Consider the following 18712-nt stretch of genomic DNA (forward strand, 5'->3'; position numbering starts at 1 on the left):
TTCCCGATCGGCATGCTCGCCCGGTAGATCTTGCCGTTGTCACCGGCGAAGAACAGGTAGATGTTCTGGTCGTCGGCGATCAGGGTCTGGTCGATCGGGCCGGTGGGCGATTCGGTCTTGGGGATGCTGCCGGTGAACAGCGGCTGCGGCGCGGACCAGCCGCCCGGGTCGGCGGGGTCGCTCGACGTGCGGTAGACGAAGGGCGACGCGCCCCACTGGGACGCCAGCACCCAGATCTTCTTGGGCGCGAAGTAGAACAGCGTGGGCGCCACGCCTGAACATCATCGAGCCGTACGACGACCCCGACACGCTCGACGCGTAGACCAGGTGCTTGCCGTTGTACACCACGTCGGTGAAGTCCTTCACCGCGTCCCACCCGTTCGCCGGCTGCGCCAGCGCACCCGTCGACGACCACCGGTACGTCGACGGAAGGGCACACGCGCCGCCCGCCGGAGCAGGCGCCGAAGTCCTCAGGTTCCAGTGCTGGTGGGCGCCGCCGCCCGAATCCCAGATCTGGACGGGTGTGCCGTTGGCGGTCCGACCGCCGGGTATCTCCAGCGCCCGGCCGCTGGCGACGTTGGTCAGCGTGTAGGAGCCGTCACTGTTGCGGCCGGCCCGCCAGTGCTGGTTGGCGCCGCCGCCCGAGTCCCAGACCTGCATCCTCGTCCCGTTGCCCGTCTGGTTGCCCGGCTCCTCCAGGACCCGGCCGCTGGCGACGTTGGTCAGCGTGTAGGAGCCGTCGCTGTTCCGTCCGGCCCGCCACTGCTGGTTGGGGGCGCCGCTGGCGTCCCACACCTGGAGCTGGGTGCCGTTTCCGTCGTATCCCGCGGGCTCGTCGAGAACGCGTCCGGCGGCCACGTCGGAGAGCGTGTAGACCGTGCCGGAGGTGATGCCGCCTGCGTCCGGCGTGCCGCCGCCGGCGCTGCCCAGGGCGGTGAGCGCCGCACCGTAGGCGGGTTTCTTGTTGCCGCTCGCGTCGAACAGCAGCGGGTTCTCGCTGGTGCGCCACGAGTCGCTGTCCCTGATCCCCCACACCGTGATGCCCGTGCACCGGGCGACGTTCATGCACGCCTGGACGGCGCCTGCGTACGCCGTCGGCGACGCCTGGGCGATGTCGAGCTCGGTGATCTGGACGTCCACGCCGAGCGCGGCGAACTTGGACAAAGTGGTCTGCAGGCTGGCCGGCGGGCCGCCTGCGCCGAAGTGGCTCTGGAAACCGACGCAGTCGATCGGTACACCGCGGGACTTGAAGTCCTTGACCATCGCGTAGACGCCCTGAGTCTTGGCGTCGGTCCAGTTCTCGATGTTGTAGTCGTTGTAGCAGAGCTTGGCGGAGGGATCGGCGTTCCGGGCGGTGCGGAAGGCTTCCTCGATGAAGCCGTTGCCCAGCACGTCCTGGAAGACCGAGCTGCGGTGCTGACCGCTGCCGCCGTCGGCGAACGCCTCGTTGACCACGTCCCAGGCGTAGATCTTGCCCTTGAAGTGGGTCATCTCGGTGGTGATGTGGTGGTCCATCACACTGCGCAGGGTGTTTGCGTCGGTGATGGACTTCACCCACCCGGGCAGTTGCGAGTGCCACACCAGGGTGTGCCCGCGCATCCGCTGCCCGTGCGCGGAGGCGTGGCCGACGATCGAGTCGGCCGGGCCGAAGTCGAAGGTGCCGCGGGACGGTTCGGTGGTGTCCCACTTCATCTCGTTCTCCGGGGTGATCATGTTGAACTCCCGGTCGAGAACGGTGGAGTACGCCGAGTCGCCGAGCCTGCCCGAGGACACCGCCGTACCGAAGTAGCGGCCGCTGCCGGCCGCTGCAGCGGCCAGGGTCGGCGTGCGGGCATTCGGTGTGTGTGCGGCCAGAGCGACCAGGGGTACGGCGGCACCCGCCGCGGCGAGGACCACGGCGGCGGCGAGCACGCGGCGGGTAGCCGGACGGCGGCGATGAGAGCGGTTCTGATCTGACAAGGGCATGTCCTTCTGGCACAACGGGCCTTGATCCGGCCCTGGTTACCCGCCAGTTGCCGCCAGGCACACAAAGGTTGCCGCGATCGAGGGAAGAATTTTCACGGCCGCCGTCACCGTCCCCGCCCAGTTGCACGGCGACCTGCTGGCCACCACGAAGGCCACCTACGCCGACGGGACCAACGCCGGCCCGGCCGACTGGACCCCTTACCAGCAGTTCCGGTACTTGTTCTCCCGTCGAGCTGTGCGGCAAGGGGGCTCGTCCCCTTGCCGCACAGAGGCGTTCACCGGGTCGGGACGAACCCTCCCCGGACCGACGCGGAGCCGCCCGAACCCTGCCCGTCGACGCGGTAGCCGTCGCCCGCGGCGCTGCGCACGCGGGTGCCGTTGTTGAACTGGGCGGCGAACTCATAGCTGCCGGCCGGCACGGTCAGGCCCGGCTTGAGGACCCAGCGGTAGACCAGCGTGCCGCCGGCCTCCTGGACGGTGACGGTGAAGTCATCACTCGGCAGGGTCTGCCAGGTGCCGGTGTTCTTCACCCCGCCGGTCTGCACGATCCGCATCTCGACCGTGAGCGAGGTGAGCGGCTGGGTCGCCTTGAGGGCGAGGTTGCTCTGCGTCCAGTAGACGGTGCTGTGCGGGTCCACCGAGCCGGCCGCCCACAGCGCCCCGTTCTGGCTCTCGCCGGCGGACGGTGACGGACTGGCGGGCGGCGGAGTCGGGTGCGCGCTGCCCGGGGTGGTGGCCGGGGCCGGCGCGACAGGGGTGGGGCGGCCCGGTGCCGGGTGCGGGGAGCTGACGGTCGGGGACGGGGTGGCAGGCGTGGTCACGGTGGCCGACGGCGACGAGTGCGCGACGATGGCGGCGACGGCGAAGCCGCCGGTCGCCAGGATGCCGGTGGCGGCGAGCCCGGCGAGCGCGACCCTGGTCCCGGACCTCGCGAACGGCCTGGCGCGGTGACGGACGGCGGGGCCGGCCATGCCGCGTTGCACCCGGGCCAGCATCCTCGCACGGTCGGGCCGGTGGGCCTCGGGGGCCTCGCGCAGCCGACGGGCGATCTCCTCGTTCACCGGTTCCTCCTCCCTGCCACCAGGTCCCCGACCGCTCGCGCGCCCAGTATCCTTTCCAGCTCGGCCATTCCCTTCGAGGTCTGGCTCTTCACCGTACCGACCGATATGCCCAGCGCTGCCGCCGTGTCCTTCTCCGACAGGTCGAAGGCGTGCCGCAGCACCACGCAGGCGCGCTTGCGGAACGGCAGCCGGGCGAGTGCCGCGCGGACGTCCAGCACGGCCGCCATGTCCGGCCCCTCCACCTTCTCGGGGCTGCGGGACCAGAACAGCGTGATCCGGAGTCGCTCGCGCACCGCGCTGCGGATCCGTCCCCGCGCCAGGTTGGCCACCACCCCGCGGGCATAGGCGAGCGGGTGGTCGGCCTGCCGCAACCGGTCCCAGCGCTGCCACAGGGCGACCAGGGCATCCGCCGCGAGGTCGTCCGCCGCGTCGGTCTCGCCGGTCAGGAGGTGTGCCAGACGGGCGAGTTCGGCATAGTGGCGTTCGAAGAATTCGTGGAACTCCGCGGACGCGTCATCGAGGAGCATCCCCCGCCCTCTCCTGGCAATGATGTGCGCGTTAGTTGCGCGTTTAACAATGGGGGCGCAGCCTAACAGCGCGCAGCCCGGGGTCCGAACGGCGGTCGTGCTCGGTTGCGGGCCGGTCAAGGCTGACCGGCAGACTGGTCAATGCCGGGCGAACTGGACGCCGGTCGGCTGCGCGACGTCCGGCGACCAGCAGCCCCAAGGGAATGCCCGTGACCAGTCCGCGTCTGCGCCACGGTTGCGGCGCGGCGTGCTTCGTCGCCCTCATGCCCGTCCATTCGGTGGTTCGACCCGGCCTTCCGCCTTCCAGTTGCCGCAGGAGACGAGAAGGTTGCCGCCCGACGCTGATTTCCCGGCGGCCGGTGCGGCGATGGGAGGTGGGGCGCGATGGCCTGGCGGGTGGCCAGCGCCAGCGCCAAGCACTGGTCCCCAAGGCTGCCCGAGCCCTGGGGCCGGTCCACAGGAACATCTCCAGGACCAGGATGTAGACGTGCAGAGCGGCGATGGGCAGTACCACGGCGGTTGATGTGTTCGACTCCGGAAGCCATGAAGCGATCGATGCCGCGCATCTTGTCAAACATTGAACTGACTTCTAGAGTCCGGCGCCAGAGGGAGCGTGGGACCGCTCCCCCGCCTCCTGTCATCCGAGCAAGGGAACCGTGATGTCATCTGCACTTCCCAGGCCGGGACGCCTGATAGTTGCCGCCCTGGCGGCGCTGTCACTCCTTCTCCTGGGACAGCGGCAAGCCCACGCGGCGTCCTGGGGAGCCCCCCAGACCATCAACTCGTGGAACACCATCAACGGACGGTGGACCGCCAACAACGAGCTGGAGACCTACACCCCCGACTGTGTCTGGTACGAGGGCAACACCCTCGTCGTCAAGACCTACAGGTCGGGCAGCACGTACTACTCGGGCCGCGTGGAGTCCAAGGCGCTCTATGGCTACGGCACTTACAGCTTCACCGCGAACATGCCGGGCGGCCAGGGCCTCCTGCCTGCGGTATGGGCGGCCTACCTGAAGCCGTGGCTGCCCGAGTTCGACGCCGCCGAAATCGTCGGCCAGAACCCGAACACCGTCTACCAGACCTCCCACGACTCCAACAACGCCCAGACCCAGTTCTCGAAGACGAATTCTGCGGGCTGGACCAACGCGTATCACACGTACTCGTTCACCTGGTGGCCCGATCACATCGACTTCGCCGTGGACGGCACCATCACCGGCACCAAGTGGTACACCACCGCCCCGGGTGTCGGGATGCACTTCATCGTCGACACCGCCGTCGGCGGCGACTGGCCGGGCAACCCCAACGACTCGACATGGGCCACAGCAGACGGCGCGAGGTACCTGAAGGTCTCCTCGATCACATACACCCCGTACCAGCCGTAAGGGCTCCCCGCTTCCGGACCCGGACTTGGAGAATCGCCGGGACCGTCCGTGCTGAGCGGTCTGTCGACGCACAGGCGCGGGCACCTGCCACAAGGCCACGATCCGCGTCGACACCGGCAAGGACAAAGGACGTACCTTCACCGAGGTCGTCCAGCCCGCCGCTCAGGTGCTCCGTGGCGTGGCGGTACGCATGCCCCCGAGCAGGGTGGAGAGATAGCGGTGGGCGGTCTGCATGCGGTCCGCAAGGGTGCCGCCGTGGACGGTGACGGCGTGGGCGATGCCGCACATGAGGGGGACGAGGTCGGTGGCGGCGAGGTCGGGGCGGACGGCCCCGGCGTCGCGGGCCCGCTCGAGGAGCGTGGTTCCGGTCGACTGGAGAGACTTCTTGAGTTCCGTGGTGCGCGCAAGGGCGTCCGTGGTCGTGGCGGCGACCGGGGGCAGGGCGGCATCGGTGATCTGCGCTTCGACGATGCGGGACAGGAAGTCCTCCAGGGCGCGCCCGTGGTCCGTGTCGTCCAGGGCGTGCCGGCCGTGTTCGGCGAGGGCTTCCAGGCAGGGGGTGGCGACGGTCTCCAGCAGCGCCTCGGGAGTGGCGAAGTGCCGGTAGACCGTGCCGACGCCGAGTCCCGCCCGGCGTGCGACGTCGTTGAGCTGCAGTGCGGTGCCCCGGTCGACCAGGTCCCGGGCGACGGCGACGATCCGCTCCCAGTTGCGGGCGGCGTCCTTGCGCAGCGGTGCGGTCGTCATGGGGAACAGTCCAGGTCGCTCATCTCGAGGCAGGCTTGCCGTCCGATCATATGCGGGCGTTTCCGGGTGACGCGCCCGCCGTGGGGGCGGGGCCGGGCAGCCCGGCCCCGCCGGGCTGTCAGCGCTGGTCGCGCTGCCTGCTGAGGAAGCCGGTGATGATCTCCAGCCAGTGGTTCGGCCGCTCCAGGAAGGGCAGGTGCCCGGTGGGGAGCTCGGCGGTCTGCGCTCCGGGGATGGCCGCGGCCAGGTCGTACTGGAGGGCGGCCGGTATCAGGGTGTCGGCGGTGGTGACGACCACCAGGGTCGGGGCGGTGATCGCGGGGAGGTCGTCGCGGACGTCGGCGCGGCGGACCAGGTCGACCTGGGCGCCGGTGCCGGGCGGGAGGGCGGCGGCGGTCTGCTCGGCGGCCGCGCGCACCTGGGCGGGAGTGAGGGAGTTCAGCAGCGGCGCGCTCACGGTCAGCTGGGTCAGGTACTGCGCGAGCAGGAGGTGCTGTCCGGTGTCGTAGAGCTGGTGCCAGATCGCGGCGGCCAGGTCGGTGCGGGTGTCCACGCGGGCGAAGGTCGCGCTCAGGACGAGCGCGGTGACCCGCTGCGGGTAGCGGACGGCCGCTCGGATCGCGACCGGGCCGCCGAGCGAGTATCCGCAGAGGGCGAACGTGTCGAGCCCTTCGGCGTCCGCCGCGGCGACGAGCTGGTCCGCCATGAGGTCCAGCCGCAGGGGCGCGGACGTGGTGGGGGTGTGTCCTGAGCCGGGGTAGTCGACCCCGACGACGGTGTGCTGCGCGGCGAGCCCTTCCATGATCGGCCCGTAGTTGGCGTCGATGCCGCCGCCGGCGCCATGGGCGAGGAGGAGGCCGGGGCCGGAGCCGTGGACGGTGCGGGCACTGGCGGTCGGGACTGCGTCGGTCATGTCGTGTCCTCGATCGGGTGGGATGGGCGCGGCGGTGGTCCGGCGCGTTCCGGGGGCGGGCGCGAGGGGGCCGACGCGGCCGTGTGACCGTTGGCCGGCCCTGTCGGTGTGACGGGCGTCGGGGCGCATGTTCACGCGTCTGCGTCGGCCGGTGTGGGTGCGTGGGCTTCGCTGAGCCGGCGCACGGCCTCGGCGAGGCGGCGGTCGGTCGCTGCACGATGCGGGGCGACCGGGTGGCCCCGGGGGCCGATGACCAGGCCGGTCCGGCCGGTCAACGCGTTGTCGGTGGCGGCGACGATCGAGGGCCTGGCCGCCGCCGACGCCGGCCCGGAGGTGGAGCGCTCGAACTTGCGGCGCACCAGCGGCCACAGCAGCCGCAGCGGCGGGGAGACGAGCTTCGGGTCGGTCAGGGTGCCGTTGGTCATCTCGGTGGAGGCGCCTCCGGGGTCGGCGGCGAGGACCGATATGCCCGTGCCGGCCAGTCGGGCGGCCAGGTCCAGGGTGTAGGCGAGGTTGGCGAGCTTGGCGCGGCCGTACCAGTGGAATCCGTAGTAGCCGCCGGGCGGCTCGACGGCGTCGAACACCCGCTTGCCGACAGCGACCGCGCCCGAGGTCACGTTCACGATCCGGCTGGGCGCCCCGGCTGTGAGGGTGGGCAGCAGCAGTTCGGTCAGCAGGTACGGCGAGAGGTGGTTGACGACGAAGGACGCCTCGACGCCGTCCAGGGTCCGGTGCTGCGGGAACATCGCTCCGACGTTGTTGACCAGCACCGTCAGCGGTTCCCCCGAGGCATCGTGGTCGGCGGCGATCCGGTCGGCGAGCGCGCGCACCTGGTCGAGTGAGGAGAGGTCGGCGGACAGGAACTGGCCGGCGCCGTCCGGGCCCGCCGCGTTGATCCGCTTGACCGCTCTGGCCCCCCGTTCCGCGTCGCGCCCGACCACGGTGACCGCGAACCCGGCAGCGGCCAGCCCCAGCGCCGTCTCCAGGCCGATGCCCCCTGTCCCCGCCGTGACCACAGCTGTCTTCGTCATGAGCTCCTCCACCCCGAGACAATCGGATAGTTCATCCGGTTGTCCGGGACGGTAGCACACAACCGGATTAGCTATCCGGTTAGGCGTCATGGCGCGGGCCCGCCTGCACGGCTCGGGCCGCCGCACGGGACGCCGTACGCCCCAACCGCCCCTGCCGGCGCTCCTCGACGTCGCCGTGACGTACCGGGGGCGCATGCGTAATAACTCCGTAAGACCGCAGGGTCAGTTGAGGCCGTTCCGTGCCCGGTAGCGTCACGAATGAATCAGCTGCACCGAACAATCCGCACTTCGACGCAACGGAATACGAAAGGGCTCGACCGTGCAGAGAGCTGGAACAGCGAAAAGGGCATGGGCGATAGTCGGTGCGACTGTCGCCTTAGCGGTCGGCGGAATTCTCACGGCCCCCGCTTCCCAAGCCGACGACGCCACTCCCATGACCGTCACACCGGCCCAGACCGCCGCGCCGACCGCACCCGGCCAGAGTGAAACCCCGGGCACCACCCAGACCTTCGACGGCGACTACGTCGTGGTGGGCGGTGCGAGCATGTTCGCCGGCAACTGCTTCGCCGCCAGGGAAGTCAATGTCGCCAGCCGCCAGTACCGCGACTGCGGAGTCGAACGCGCGGCGCTCAACATCACCGGCCGCGTACTCACCGAGTACGACAGGGAACATCTCTTTCTCGGCAATGACTTCAACGTCCGAGGCGGCACCATCAACCTGGCGGGCGGCGTGTACCTGGGCAACCGCTTCGTGGCGAACACCATCATCATCGAGGGCGACGCGCTCTTCGTGGGCCGCAACACGTTCGAAGGTCAGGTGTTCGTCAAGGACCCCAACCAGATCGCCGGGCAGATCTTCCGAGTCGACGACATCACGAGCACGCACGAGAGCCAGGTGGCCTCCCGGGTCCGTGATCTGTTGCGCTGCACCAACACACTTCTCGAACCCCAGGTGTTCGGCCGGCTCGACACCGCGGGCGAGTTCGCGAACCCCTCCATGGACGGGCAGGTCCGTATCCACAACCTGATCGCCGCCGGGGGCGTGAACGACGAGGTCGGGCGTTGCGCCCAGCTGCTCGGCGAGGACGACTACGCGCACTTCAGCGCCATTGCCACGGTGGACGGCCCGCGGAACCCCGCGGCGACCGACGGCATCACGCACGCCGAGCTCGAACTCTTCAGAGACGAGTTGACGGAGTGCAGTGAACAGATGCGGATCGCGTCTGGGCATGGTCCGGGCGCGGCACTCGCGGCCCTGCTCGACTGCGGACAGTCGAAGACGGTGCAGGGCAAGCCGGAGGCGTCGTCCTCCTGATGCCCGCCCGCCGCACGGCGCGGCCGGCACAGCGACGGACCCTGACGGCCATGTGCACGGGTGCAGCCTGTTGTCACCGTTCCGTCACAAGTAGTCGCGCACGGAACCCTGCCGCTCTCCCGTCCTGTCTGCACTCACGTACCACGACCACGCGTACCGCGGGGCAACGACCGACGACCCGAACCCGCGGACGAGACGACTCAGGGGGACGACAGCATGCGGCACAGCAACGGCATTCGCAGGGCGGCTCTGGCGACGACGGCGGTCACGGCCGTCGCGGCGGCGGTGACCGGCATCCTGCCCGGCACCGCCATGGCGGCGAGCACCACCACCTCCACCCCGCCGCCCGCCTGCGCGGCCTCCGCCCTCCAGGTCAGCGCCCGGGAGGCCGTCCACCGGCCCGTCGGGACCGGGACCGGGGCGGCGGTCGTGCAGTTCACCAACGTCTCCCGGAGGACGTGCGTCCTGAAGGGCCATCCGACGGTCGCGGGCGCCGGCAACGGCTCCCCCTCCCACAACACCCCGCTCAAGGTCACCCCCACCGGCAGGGCGGCCACCGTGACGGTCCGGCCGCACGGCAAGGCGTGGGTGAAGCTGACCTTCGTCCAGGTCCAGGGGGAGGCCGACGGCTACTGCGTGTCGGGCACGACCCCGGTGACGTATCCGACGATGGTCATCGGGCTGCCGCACTCCGGGAAGCACCAGGTCGCCCTGAACGAAGGGGTGTGGGCCGAGTGCGACAACAAGGTGACCGTCACCCCGGTCTCGGCGGTCAAGCCTTCCTGACCCCACCGTCCCCACAAACGAGCAGCCTGCACGACGATCGCAACGCTCTGACCCGCACGTGTACGAGGCACTGAACATGAGTGCAGGTCAGGGCGGGCGTGGCCCTCGCCCGCCGGTGTCAGTGCCCCCGGCGGGACGACCGTCAACGAGGCTTCGTGAACGCGTAGTTCGCGCCGGTCGCCGGCCCGCTCCGCGCGCAGCCGGTCCGCGCGCCGTGCCGCGCAGCGGCTCACCCCGCCCGCGATGTGCACCACGGCCGCCCCGGTCGGCCCGGCTGTCGGCGGAGAACGCCGCGCGGTCGGGCCCGGCGAAGCCGGTGCGGCGGATACCGGTGTCGACGACGAAGAGCGGGACCACCCGGTCCGCGTCCTTCACAGCGGCCTGGAGGACCGGGTTGTCGTGCACCCCCAGGTCGGCGGTGCACAGGGCGGCCGAGACGCGCACAGTGCCTGAGCCCCCTCAGTGCGTACGGGCCGGTTCAGGGGCGACCGATTCGGCCGCGGCGGCGATGTTGCGAGCCATACCGCCGAAGACCGCGGCGTGGAAGGGGGCCACGCCCCACCAGTAGGCGTGCCCGGCCAGGCCGTGCGGATGGAACAGGGCCCGCTGCCGGTACACCGTGCGCCCCTGTGGATCCCGGTCGACGGTCATCTCCAGCCAGGCCAGGCCAGGCAGCCGCATCTCCGCGCGCAACCGGAGCAGCCGGCCCGGCTCGATCTCCTCCACTCGCCAGAAGTCCAGGCTGTCGCCGACGCGCAGCCGGGTCGCGTCCCGGCGGCCCCGGCGCAGGCCGACACCGCCCACCAGGGTGTCCAGCCAGCCCCGCAGGGACCAGGCCAGCGGCGAGGAGTACCAACCGTTCTCGCCGCCGATCGCCTCCACCACCCGCCACAGCGCCTGCGGCGACGCCGCGACCGTGCGCTCGCGGTGATCCGTGTAGAGGCTCCCGCCCGCCCAGGCGGGGTCGGTGGGCAGCGGGTCGCTGGGGGCGCGCGGAGTCGAGGCCGAGGACCACCTGGTGGCAACGTCCGCGTCCTGCACACGCCGGAGGGCCAGCCGGAGCGCCCGGTCCAGGGTGACGGGTCCTTCCGGCGGGTCCGGCACGTGACGGACGATGTCCCGCTCGGTACAGACCACCTCGTGTTTCAGCGACTCGACCAGCGGGCGCGCGAGAGCACCCGGCACCGGCGTGACCAGACCGACCCAGAGGCTGGACAGCCGGGGGGTGAGCAGCGGAACGGGCACGATGACGCGCTTCGGCAGCCCGGCGACGACGGCGTACCGCCGCATCATCTCCTCGTACGTGACGATGTCCGGTCCGCCGATGTCGAAGGCGCGGTTCACGTCGTACGGCAGCCTCGCGCATCCCACGAGGAGGCGCAGCACGTCGCGGACGGCGATGGGCTGGATGCGGGTGCGCACCCAGCTCGGGGTCACCATCACGGGCAGCCGCTCGGTCAGATATCGCAGCATCTCGAACGAGGCCGAACCCGACCCGATGATCACGGCTGCCCGCAGTACGGCGGTCGGCACGCCCGAGGCCAGGAGGATGCGGCCCACTTCGGTGCGGGACCGCAGATGGGGTGAGAGTGCGTGCTCGGGTACTCCGGAAGGGCTCAGACCGCCGAGGTAGACGATCCGGCGGATTCCGGCGGCACGCGCCTGATCACCGAAGATCCTGGCCGCCCGGCGGTCGGTCTCCTCGAAGCCCCGACCGGTGCCCAGCGCGTGGACCAGGTAGTACGCGACGTCCATGCCGTGCATGGCCGCGCGCACGGCCCCCTCGTCCGTCACGTCCCCGCGCATGGCCTCCGCCTGCTCAGCCCACGGGTGGTCCCGCAGCTTGCCGGGCGATCGGGCCAGGCAGCGCACGGAATGCCCGGCGGCCAGCAACTCCGGCACCAGCCTTCCGCCCAGGTAACCGGTGGCGCCGGTGACCAGACAACGCAGCGGCCGGTCGTCGTCGGTCATGCCGATCGCAGGCATGCCTGTCGAATGCGCTTTGTCCGGCGACGGCCGGCGGACCGGGGCGCAGGAAACGTCATGGCTCTCATGTCCTTCCGGGCCATGCCTTGCGACATGCCCTGTCGCTGTTCCCTGAACCCATGCTTGGACCCTGGGACGGGCTCCGCAACCTCGTCGTCCCCGGCCCGAGGGGTCCCTGCAGGGGGGCCACGGCCGGGCGCTTCGAGGGTGCGCGCGTGCCCCATCCGTGCCCGTAAGCGCGGACACCGACGGCCAGCCGGTAGAACCGGAAGCCCTCGGGCATATCGACGATCTCCCGCGCCTTGCGCCACCTCCGGCCGAAGGTGCTACGACGGAAGGGCGCCCCCTCCTCCCCCCTCGAACAGCAGCCTCTCGGGTCCCGACTCGGCGTAGGACTCCAGGTGCCGGCGGAGGAACGCGGCGAGGCTCGCGGCAGGGTCGTAGGGCAAGCGGTGCTCGGACCGTCCGGCCGGCCAGGTCGAGATGCCGTCGCCCGGCCACCGTGGAACGACATGGAAGTGAAGGTGCGGCACCGACTGTTCCGATCCCGGGCCGCTGGCGCTCAGGATGTTGACGCCGGAGGCGTCCAAGGCGGCTCTCATGGCCCCGGCCACGCGCTGGACCAGTGCCGTCGTTGCCGCGAGGACGTCGTGCGGGGTGTCGAAGACGTCCGCGTAGTGGTGTGTGGGAACGACGAGAGTATGCCCAGGCGCCAACGGATCCAGCGGGGAGAAGGCGCAGGCCAGGGCCTCATGAGCCACCCAGCGCGCAGCGTCTTCGCGGATGAGTCGACAGAAGGTGCAGGACACGGGCTGAGCCTGCCACAGGCGGCACGCGACTCATCCGCGAGGGCGTGGCAGTGGCTGATGCCGGTCGCCCGGCGTCGTGTTCACAGGTGCGCGTCGCCGAGACGGCAGCGCCCTGATCGGGGTGTTCATCTCCGTGACCACCATTCCCGCCGCCTCGGACATCGCCGTCTCGCTCGCCTTCGCCGACTGGCACCACGCATGGGGCTCGCTGGTCCAGCTGCTGCTCAACGTGGCGGTACTCGTGATCGTCGCCGTCCTCACCCTGCGTGTGCAGCGGCGTCTGTGGCACCGCGCGGCCCACCGTGCCGCCGCACGGGGCCAGGGGCGCCGGGAGCCTTTCCGGCGAGCCTGAGCAGGGGCGGCGGCATACGCTGATCGAGGGGGTGCATTCGGGTGAATCGCACACCGGAAGGGGCGCCCCGATGGACGACTACCCGCTGATCGAGAACCACGGGCTGATCGGCGATCTGCAGACCGCGGCGCTGGTGACCACCGAGGGGGTGGTCGACTGGTTCTGCTCCCCCCGGTTCGACTCACCGAGTGTGTTCGGGGCGCTTCTGGACAAGGAGAAGGGCGGTCACTGCACGGTCCGGCCGGCGCACCAGACCCATTCGACCAAGCAGTTGTACCTGCCCGACACGGCGATCCTGGTGACCCGGTTCATGACGGAGGCGGGCGCCGGGGAGGTGGTCGATTTCATGCCCGTGACCGGTACGGCGGCCACGCACCGGCACCGGCTGGTCCGCCTGGTCCGCTGTGTGCGCGGCACCATGACCTTCGATGTGGAGATCGCCCCGCGCTTCGACTACGGGCTCATGAAACACCAGTTGCACATCAGCCCGCACGGAGCGGTGTTCGCCGCAAAGGACGGTACGGAACTCACCGTGCATCCCATCCGGGAGCCGGAGGACGAGCGGCTCGCGGACTTCGTGGCGGACGGGGAAACCGACCTGCGCCTCTCGCTGACCCTGGAGGCCGGACAGCAGCGCGGGCTGATTCTGGAGACGGGCGCCGAGGGACCGCCCAGGGAGGTCCGCCGCGACGAGCACGAACGGCTCTTCGAGGAGACGGCGGCGTTCTGGCGTTCCTGGCTGGCGCAGTCGCGCTACACCGGGCGCTGGCGGGAGGCGGTGGAGCGATCCGCGATCACGCTGAAGCTCATGACCTTCGCCCCCAGTGGTGCGGTGGTGGCCGCTCCCACGGCGGCTCTGCCGGAGCAGCTGGGCGGTGAGCGCAACTGGGACTACCGCTTCACCTGGATCCGGGACGCCTCTTTCTCCGTGTACGCCCTGCTGGGGCTGGGTTTCACGGAGGAGGCCAGGGCGTTCATCATCTGGCTGGGCGACCGGGTCAAGGAACGGGCCGGCAGCGACGGGGAGACGGGCCCGCTGAACATCATGTACAAGGTCGACGGCGCCTCCGATCTGACCGAGCGGATCCTCGACCACTGGGAGGGCTACGCGGGTTCCGCCCCGGTACGGATCGGCAACGGCGCCGCCACCCAGCTCCAACTGGACATCTACGGTGAGGCGCTGGACAGCATCTACTTCGCGCACCGGCACGGCTTCCAGGTCGGGCACGGGGGCTGGACCTCGTTGCGGACGGACCTGGAATGGCTGGCCGACCACTGGGACCAGGCGGAGGAGGGCATCTGGGAGACCCGCGGCGGCCGCCAGGACTTCACGTACGGGCGGGTGATGTCGTGGGTGGCGTTCGACCGCGCGGTGCGGCTCGCCGAGTCGAAGGGATGGCCGTCCGCGGCCGGACGCTGGCGGGCCGAACGGGACGCCGTCTACGAGCAGGTCATGGCCAAGGGCTGGAACGAGGACCGGCAGGCCTTCGTCCAGCACTACGGCAGCGAGGTCCTGGACTCCTCGCTGCTGCGCATGGCGACGGTCGGGTTCCTCACCCCGGGGGATCCGATGTGGTCGGCGACCCTGGACGCCATGGAGGAGGAACTGGTCAGCGACAGCCTGGTCTACCGGTACAACCCCGGTGCCTCGCCCGACGGCCTGCGCGGCTCGGAGGGCACCTTCTCCCTGTGCACGTTCATGTACGTCGACGCCCTGGCGCGCGCGGGACGGACGAACCGGGCCAGGCTGGTGTTCGAGAAGATGATGGGGTACGCCAACCACCTGGGCCTGTACTCCGAGGAGATCGACCCGACGGGCCGTCAGCTCGGCAACTTCCCCCAGGCGTTCACCCATCTCGCCCTCATCGACTCGGCCATCACGTTGAACGAGGCTCTCGAAAAGCGCTAGGGCGCTCCCTGCTCACCCGCGCCGCCGCGGCGCAGACCGTAGCCGTGCATGACGACCGTGATGAGCGGCAGCGCCACGCCCAGGGGCGCCAGTGGCCGACGCGGGGTGGGCGCGGGTGGGCGCGGGTGTCCGGGTCAGCCGCCGGTGGCGAAGCCCGGGAAGAGCGTCATCCCGCCGTCGACGTACAGGGTGGTGCCCACGACGTAGTCCATGAGGTCGGACGCCAGGCCGACGACGGCGTGGGCGATGTCGTCGGGGTCGCCGATCCGCTTGTAGGGGATCAGCTGCAGGAGGTCCTGCTGCGCCTGCGGCGTCTCCCAGGCGTCGCGGTTGATGGGGGTCTTGATCGCTCCGGGGGCGACCGCGTTCACCCGGATCCGTTTCGGGGCGAGTTCCTGGGCGAGGGTCGCCATCATCATCCCTACGCCGCCCTTGGACGAGGCATAGTTGACGTGCCCGGCCCAGGGGATGATCTGGTGCACCGAACTCATGCAGATGATCTTTCCGGCGGCGCGTGACACCTCGGGGACGACCCCGCGGCGCAGGAACTCCTTGGTCGCCTCACGGGCGCAGAGGAACTGCCCGGTGAGGTTGACGTCCAGGACCTTCTGCCACTGGGCGAGGGTCATCTCCGTGACCGGCGCGTCCCGCTGCAGCCCCGCGTTCGCGACCAGGATGTCGACCGTGCCGAACTCCTGGACCATCCGGTCCATCATGGCGACGACCTGCTGCTCGTCGGAGACGTCCGCCTCGTAGGCGGCCGCCCGGACGCCGAGGGCGGTGATCTCCTCGACCACCTTCTCGGCCTCCTCGGCACCGGCCACGTAGTTGACCACGACATCGGCCCCGGCCCGGCCCAGGGCGACGGCCGTCGCCCGGCCGATGCCGGAGTTCGCGCCGGTCACCAGCGCCTTCTGCCCCTTCAGCAGGTGGGCGGGGATGACGTTCTGGGGTGCGCCCTCGGTGGAACTCACGATGTCCTGCTCCTCCACTGCGTGCCCGCTTCCGCCGGGCCCGTCGCCCAGAGGTCCGCTCATCAGACAAGCACCGGGGAAGGACGGCGGCATGCCGTGGCGAACCGCGTTGCGCTGCCCGGCGCAGGAGGTTCGCCCGGTCGGGGTGCGGGCGGTGCCGGAGGCTCAGCCGAGCCGCTCCAGCAGGTGGTCGCCGACGCGCAGGGCGTTCGCGATGGCCGTCAGGGACGGATTGACCGCGCCGATGCTCGGGAAGAAGCTGGTGTCGACGACGTAGAGGTTGTCCAGGTCGTGGGCCTTGCAGTTGAGGTCCAGGGCCGAGGACGCCGGGTCGGTGCCGAAACGCACCGTGCCCGCCTGGTGTGCGGTGGCGCCGATCGGCATGCCCTTGTGCAGGTAGATGCTGTGTGACAGCAGACGGTGCTCGTGCATGCCCAGGTGGCCGAGCATGTGCTGGAGCTTGTGCCGCAGGCGCCGCAGGCCGGCGATGTTGTTGCCCTCGTCGAGGGTGAGCCGGATCCGGCCGTCGTCCTCCAGGGTCACCCGGTTGTCCGGCCGCGGCAGGTCCTCTCCGCACAGCCAGAAGTCGACGGCGTGATGGGCCAGGACCTCGAACGGCATGTCCGGTGTGACCGCTCCGGCCCAGCGCGGGGCCTCACCGTGGATCTGGTCGGCGTCCGACTTGCCGAGCATCTGGATCCCCCCGAGCGGGTACTCCCAGTCGTCCGCGCCCAGGTACCAGTCGTGCAGGGCGAGGGTCTTCTGGAACTGGGTGTCGTTGGGTTCCTTCGAGACGGCCATCAGCGCCAGGTTGTTGTGGCGCATGTAGTGCCGCCCGACCACGTCGGAGCTGTTCGCCAGGCCGCGCGGGTGCCGGTCGTTCGCCGAAGCCAGCAGGAGCGCCGCCGAGTTGACGGCCCCGCACGCCACGACCACGACGTCGGCCGAGAACCGGGCCTCCCGCTCGCCCGGGAGCTGGGCGACGACGCCGGTGACGCTGCGTCCGGTGGCGTCGGTCTCCAGCCGGGTCACCCGGGCGTTGGTGATCATCTCCACGTTCGGGTGCTCCAGCGCCGGCTCCACGCAGATCACCTGGGCGTCGGACTTGGCGCGGACCAGGCAGGGGAAACCGTCCACGCGGTTGCAGCGGATGCAGACGCTGGAGTGGGTGGCCCGGCCGTCCTCGTCCTGCGTGAGGTTGACCCCGATGGGGAGGTGGAAGGGGTGCAGTCCCTGCTTCTCCAGGTCCAGGCTCAACTGCTCGATGCGCGGCTCGTGTTCGACCGGCGGGTAGGCGTACTGGGCGCTGCTGGGCCCTTCCCAGGGGTCCTCGCCGTGCCGGCCGTGCACCAGGTAGAGGTGCTCCGCCTGGGTGTAGTACGGCTCCAGATCGTCGTAACCGAGGGGCCAGGCCGGGGAGATGCCGTCGTGGTGGCGGAGTTCGCCGAAGTCCTCGGGGCGCAGCCGGAACAGCGCCGCGCCGTAGAACTTGGTGTTCCCGCCGACGTAGTAGTTCACCTCGGGCGGGAACTCGTTGCCGTGCCGGTCCAGCCAGAACTCCGGGGCCCGGTACTTGGCCTTCACGAACACGGCGGTGGACTCCCAGTTGTCGCGTTCGCGCGGGAGGTAGTCGCCGCGTTCGAGGACGAGTACCCGTTTGCCGGACGGGGCGAGGCGGTGGGCCAGGGTGCCGCCACCGGCACCGGTGCCGATGACGATGACGTCGTACGCGGGCAGGGCGTCCATGGCAACCACCGTCCTTGTTCGCGTGGTCTGCGCCCGTTGCGGGTTCGTGCGGGTCCTTTTCTTCGAACGTACGCGCCGTACGGGGGTGCGGCACCCGGAGCGGGCGCCGCACCGGCACGGTCACAGCACGGCGATCGGGTTCACCGGGGAGCCGGTCGCCGCCGGGAGCCGCAGCGGGGCGATGACGCACAGGAAGTGCCAGCGCGCCTGCTGTTCGCACAGCGGTACCAGCTCCTCGAAGTCCAGCCAGTCCAACAGGTGCAGCCCCAGGGCGTTGACGGCCAGCACATGCACGGGAAACCCGACCTCGGCGACCGCGCTCGGCGCGGCGTCGCTGTTGCCGTCCGAGCCCAGGACCGACACGCCCCGCTCGGCCAGGAAGTCCATCGCCGTCGGATGCAGGCCCGCGCGGGCCCGCGTCACGTCCCAGGGCCCGAGGGTGCGGCGCCGCAGGCGGTGCCCCACCCGCACGAACAGCAGGTCACCCGGTCCGACGGAGGTCTGCTGGGCGGTCTCGGCCGCGGCGAGGTCCTCGGCGGTCACCTGGTCGCCGGGATCGAGCCAGGGCAGCCCGCGCAGCCGCGGGAGGTCCAGCAGGACACCGCGGCCGACGATGCCGTCCCGCACCAGGTCGAGGGTGAGCGCTCCGGCACCGTCGGGTGTCACGGTGCTCGACGGGACGCCGCCGTACAGCTCGCCGTCGAAGATCACGTGACACAGCGCGTCGAGGTGGCTGTCGACGTCGCCGTGCACGTTCATGGCGAACCGGTCGCGGGCGAACACGAGGCCGGGTGCGGCGGTCTCCTCCTGGTGCGTGGGAGCCGTCATCCGATGAGTCGCGGGCTGCGGGCTGTCCGGTGCGGACCGGGTCTCGACGGTCGCGGCGAGCGACACGGTGCGCCCGCACCGGACCTCGGCGGCCGCCACCACGACCCGCTCCGGCGTCAGCCGGTCCAGCGCGCCACGCCGTACCGCCCCACCGTCGTGTGCCCGGCCCCGCAGCCGGCGGTACAGGTCGCGGAAGGCCGCTTCGGACAGGGGCCGCGCCGTCGCGGGACGGAAGGGTGCGGGCGGGTCCGGGGCCATGGGGGAACCTCCTGCTCCTGTCGGCGCTCCTGCCGACACCGAATCATCCGCGCGGCCGGGCCACCCGCCGGGCGCGGGCGGACTGCGCCGATCGGTGGAACGCGGCCGGGCCCGCACACC

At 70.8% G+C, this 18712-nt stretch carries 17 protein-coding genes and 3 pseudogenes; 6 read left to right on the forward strand and 14 right to left on the reverse strand.

All coding sequences use genetic code 11. The features are described from left to right. Window positions 1-1965 (reverse strand): annotated as a pseudogene (locus IO33_RS44930) (non-reducing end alpha-L-arabinofuranosidase family hydrolase); the annotation flags it as partial. Between the two features lie 88 nt (window positions 1966-2053). On the opposite strand from IO33_RS44930, the gene IO33_RS53650 reads away from it, so the two are divergent. Then, on the forward strand, window positions 2054-2350 hold the full coding sequence (locus IO33_RS53650) for a hypothetical protein (RefSeq protein ID WP_342448395.1): 297 nt from the start codon (window positions 2054-2056) through the stop codon (window positions 2348-2350). Here IO33_RS53650 and IO33_RS0138095 read toward each other — a convergent pair. The 3 genes from IO33_RS0138095 to IO33_RS53030 are packed head-to-tail and all read right to left on the reverse strand — an operon-like array spanning window position 2241 to window position 4067. Further along, window positions 2241-3026: a hypothetical protein gene (locus IO33_RS0138095; RefSeq protein WP_031173646.1), complete on the reverse strand. Its 786-nt coding sequence runs from the start codon at window positions 3024-3026 to the stop codon at window positions 2241-2243. The genes IO33_RS53650 and IO33_RS0138095 overlap by 110 nt on opposite strands. Continuing rightward, window positions 3023-3553 (reverse strand): SigE family RNA polymerase sigma factor, encoded by a 531-nt coding sequence (locus IO33_RS0138100; RefSeq protein ID WP_031173648.1) that lies wholly within the window; start codon window positions 3551-3553, stop codon window positions 3023-3025. Before IO33_RS0138100 ends, IO33_RS0138095 begins: the two co-directional genes overlap by 4 nt. A gap of 43 nt (window positions 3554-3596) precedes the next feature. Next, a complete protein-coding gene (locus IO33_RS53030; RefSeq protein WP_280921956.1) occupies window positions 3597-4067 on the reverse strand; it encodes a DUF1304 family protein in 471 nt (156 codons plus the stop codon). Between the two features lie 145 nt (window positions 4068-4212). Here IO33_RS53030 and IO33_RS0138105 point away from each other — a divergent pair, with 145 nt between their 5' ends. Continuing rightward, window positions 4213-4938 carry a glycoside hydrolase family 16 protein gene (locus IO33_RS0138105; RefSeq protein WP_031173649.1) on the forward strand — a complete coding sequence of 242 codons (726 nt, stop codon included), beginning with the start codon at window positions 4213-4215 and terminating at the stop codon, window positions 4936-4938. Window positions 4939-5100: 162 nt separating this feature from the next. Here IO33_RS0138105 and IO33_RS0138110 read toward each other — a convergent pair whose 3' ends face one another. The 3 genes from IO33_RS0138110 to IO33_RS0138120 all read right to left on the reverse strand — a co-directional run bounded on the left by IO33_RS0138110 (window position 5101) and on the right by IO33_RS0138120 (window position 7629). Further along, complete coding sequence (locus IO33_RS0138110; protein ID WP_031173650.1) at window positions 5101-5685, reverse strand: TetR/AcrR family transcriptional regulator; 585 nt, start codon at window positions 5683-5685, stop codon at window positions 5101-5103. Between the two features lie 118 nt (window positions 5686-5803). Then, a complete protein-coding gene (locus IO33_RS0138115; protein WP_031173652.1) occupies window positions 5804-6598 on the reverse strand; it encodes an alpha/beta fold hydrolase in 795 nt (264 codons plus the stop codon). A 131-nt stretch (window positions 6599-6729) separates the two neighbouring features. Continuing rightward, entirely contained in the window at window positions 6730-7629 is a 900-nt protein-coding gene (locus IO33_RS0138120; protein ID WP_031173653.1) for an SDR family NAD(P)-dependent oxidoreductase, read from the reverse strand. 433 nt (window positions 7630-8062) lie between these two features. On the opposite strand from IO33_RS0138120, the gene IO33_RS0138125 reads away from it, so the two are divergent. Continuing rightward, a complete protein-coding gene (locus IO33_RS0138125) occupies window positions 8063-8944 on the forward strand; it encodes a hypothetical protein (RefSeq protein ID WP_245235992.1) in 882 nt (293 codons plus the stop codon). Window positions 8945-9160: 216 nt separating this feature from the next. Beyond that, entirely contained in the window at window positions 9161-9730 is a 570-nt protein-coding gene (locus IO33_RS0138130) for a DUF4232 domain-containing protein (protein WP_031173656.1), read from the forward strand. An 87-nt stretch (window positions 9731-9817) separates the two neighbouring features. Here the strand turns inward: IO33_RS0138130 and IO33_RS48360 are convergent, their stop codons facing one another. From IO33_RS48360 to IO33_RS54465, 4 genes and pseudogenes are all read right to left on the reverse strand, one after another. Beyond that, window positions 9818-10174, reverse strand: coding sequence for a deoxyribodipyrimidine photo-lyase (locus tag IO33_RS48360; RefSeq protein WP_167349502.1), 357 nt, complete (start codon window positions 10172-10174; stop codon window positions 9818-9820). Window positions 10175-10189: 15 nt separating this feature from the next. Further along, window positions 10190-11716: an SDR family oxidoreductase gene (locus IO33_RS0138140; RefSeq protein ID WP_245235993.1), complete on the reverse strand. Its 1527-nt coding sequence runs from the start codon at window positions 11714-11716 to the stop codon at window positions 10190-10192. A gap of 208 nt (window positions 11717-11924) precedes the next feature. Beyond that, window positions 11925-12129: pseudogene (locus IO33_RS54460) on the reverse strand (tyrosine-type recombinase/integrase); the annotation flags it as partial. A gap of 105 nt (window positions 12130-12234) precedes the next feature. Next, window positions 12235-12525, reverse strand: a pseudogene (locus IO33_RS54465) (HIT domain-containing protein); the annotation flags it as partial. Between the two features lie 76 nt (window positions 12526-12601). On the opposite strand from IO33_RS54465, the gene IO33_RS0138150 reads away from it, so the two are divergent. Then, window positions 12602-12877, forward strand: a complete 276-nt coding sequence (locus IO33_RS0138150) for a DUF389 domain-containing protein (RefSeq protein ID WP_078964075.1) — start codon at window positions 12602-12604, stop codon at window positions 12875-12877. Window positions 12878-12947: 70 nt separating this feature from the next. Beyond that, a complete protein-coding gene (locus IO33_RS0138155; protein ID WP_031173662.1) occupies window positions 12948-14786 on the forward strand; it encodes a glycoside hydrolase family 15 protein in 1839 nt (612 codons plus the stop codon). A gap of 134 nt (window positions 14787-14920) precedes the next feature. On the opposite strand, the gene IO33_RS0138160 is transcribed toward IO33_RS0138155, so the two are convergent. From IO33_RS0138160 to IO33_RS0138170, 3 genes are all read right to left on the reverse strand, one after another. Beyond that, the gene (locus IO33_RS0138160; RefSeq protein WP_245235994.1) at window positions 14921-15760 is read right to left on the reverse strand and encodes an SDR family oxidoreductase; all 840 of its coding nucleotides are present in this window, start codon (window positions 15758-15760) and stop codon (window positions 14921-14923) included. A gap of 165 nt (window positions 15761-15925) precedes the next feature. After that, entirely contained in the window at window positions 15926-17506 is a 1581-nt protein-coding gene (locus IO33_RS46280; protein WP_031173665.1) for a GMC oxidoreductase, read from the reverse strand. 120 nt (window positions 17507-17626) lie between these two features. After that, a complete protein-coding gene (locus tag IO33_RS0138170; RefSeq protein WP_209438992.1) occupies window positions 17627-18592 on the reverse strand; it encodes a cyclase family protein in 966 nt (321 codons plus the stop codon). Between the last annotated feature and the right edge of the window lie 120 nt (window positions 18593-18712).

The sequence above is a fragment of the Streptomyces durhamensis genome, assembly GCF_000725475.1.
In the GTDB taxonomy this organism is placed as follows: Bacteria; Actinomycetota; Actinomycetes; order Streptomycetales; family Streptomycetaceae; genus Streptomyces; species Streptomyces filipinensis.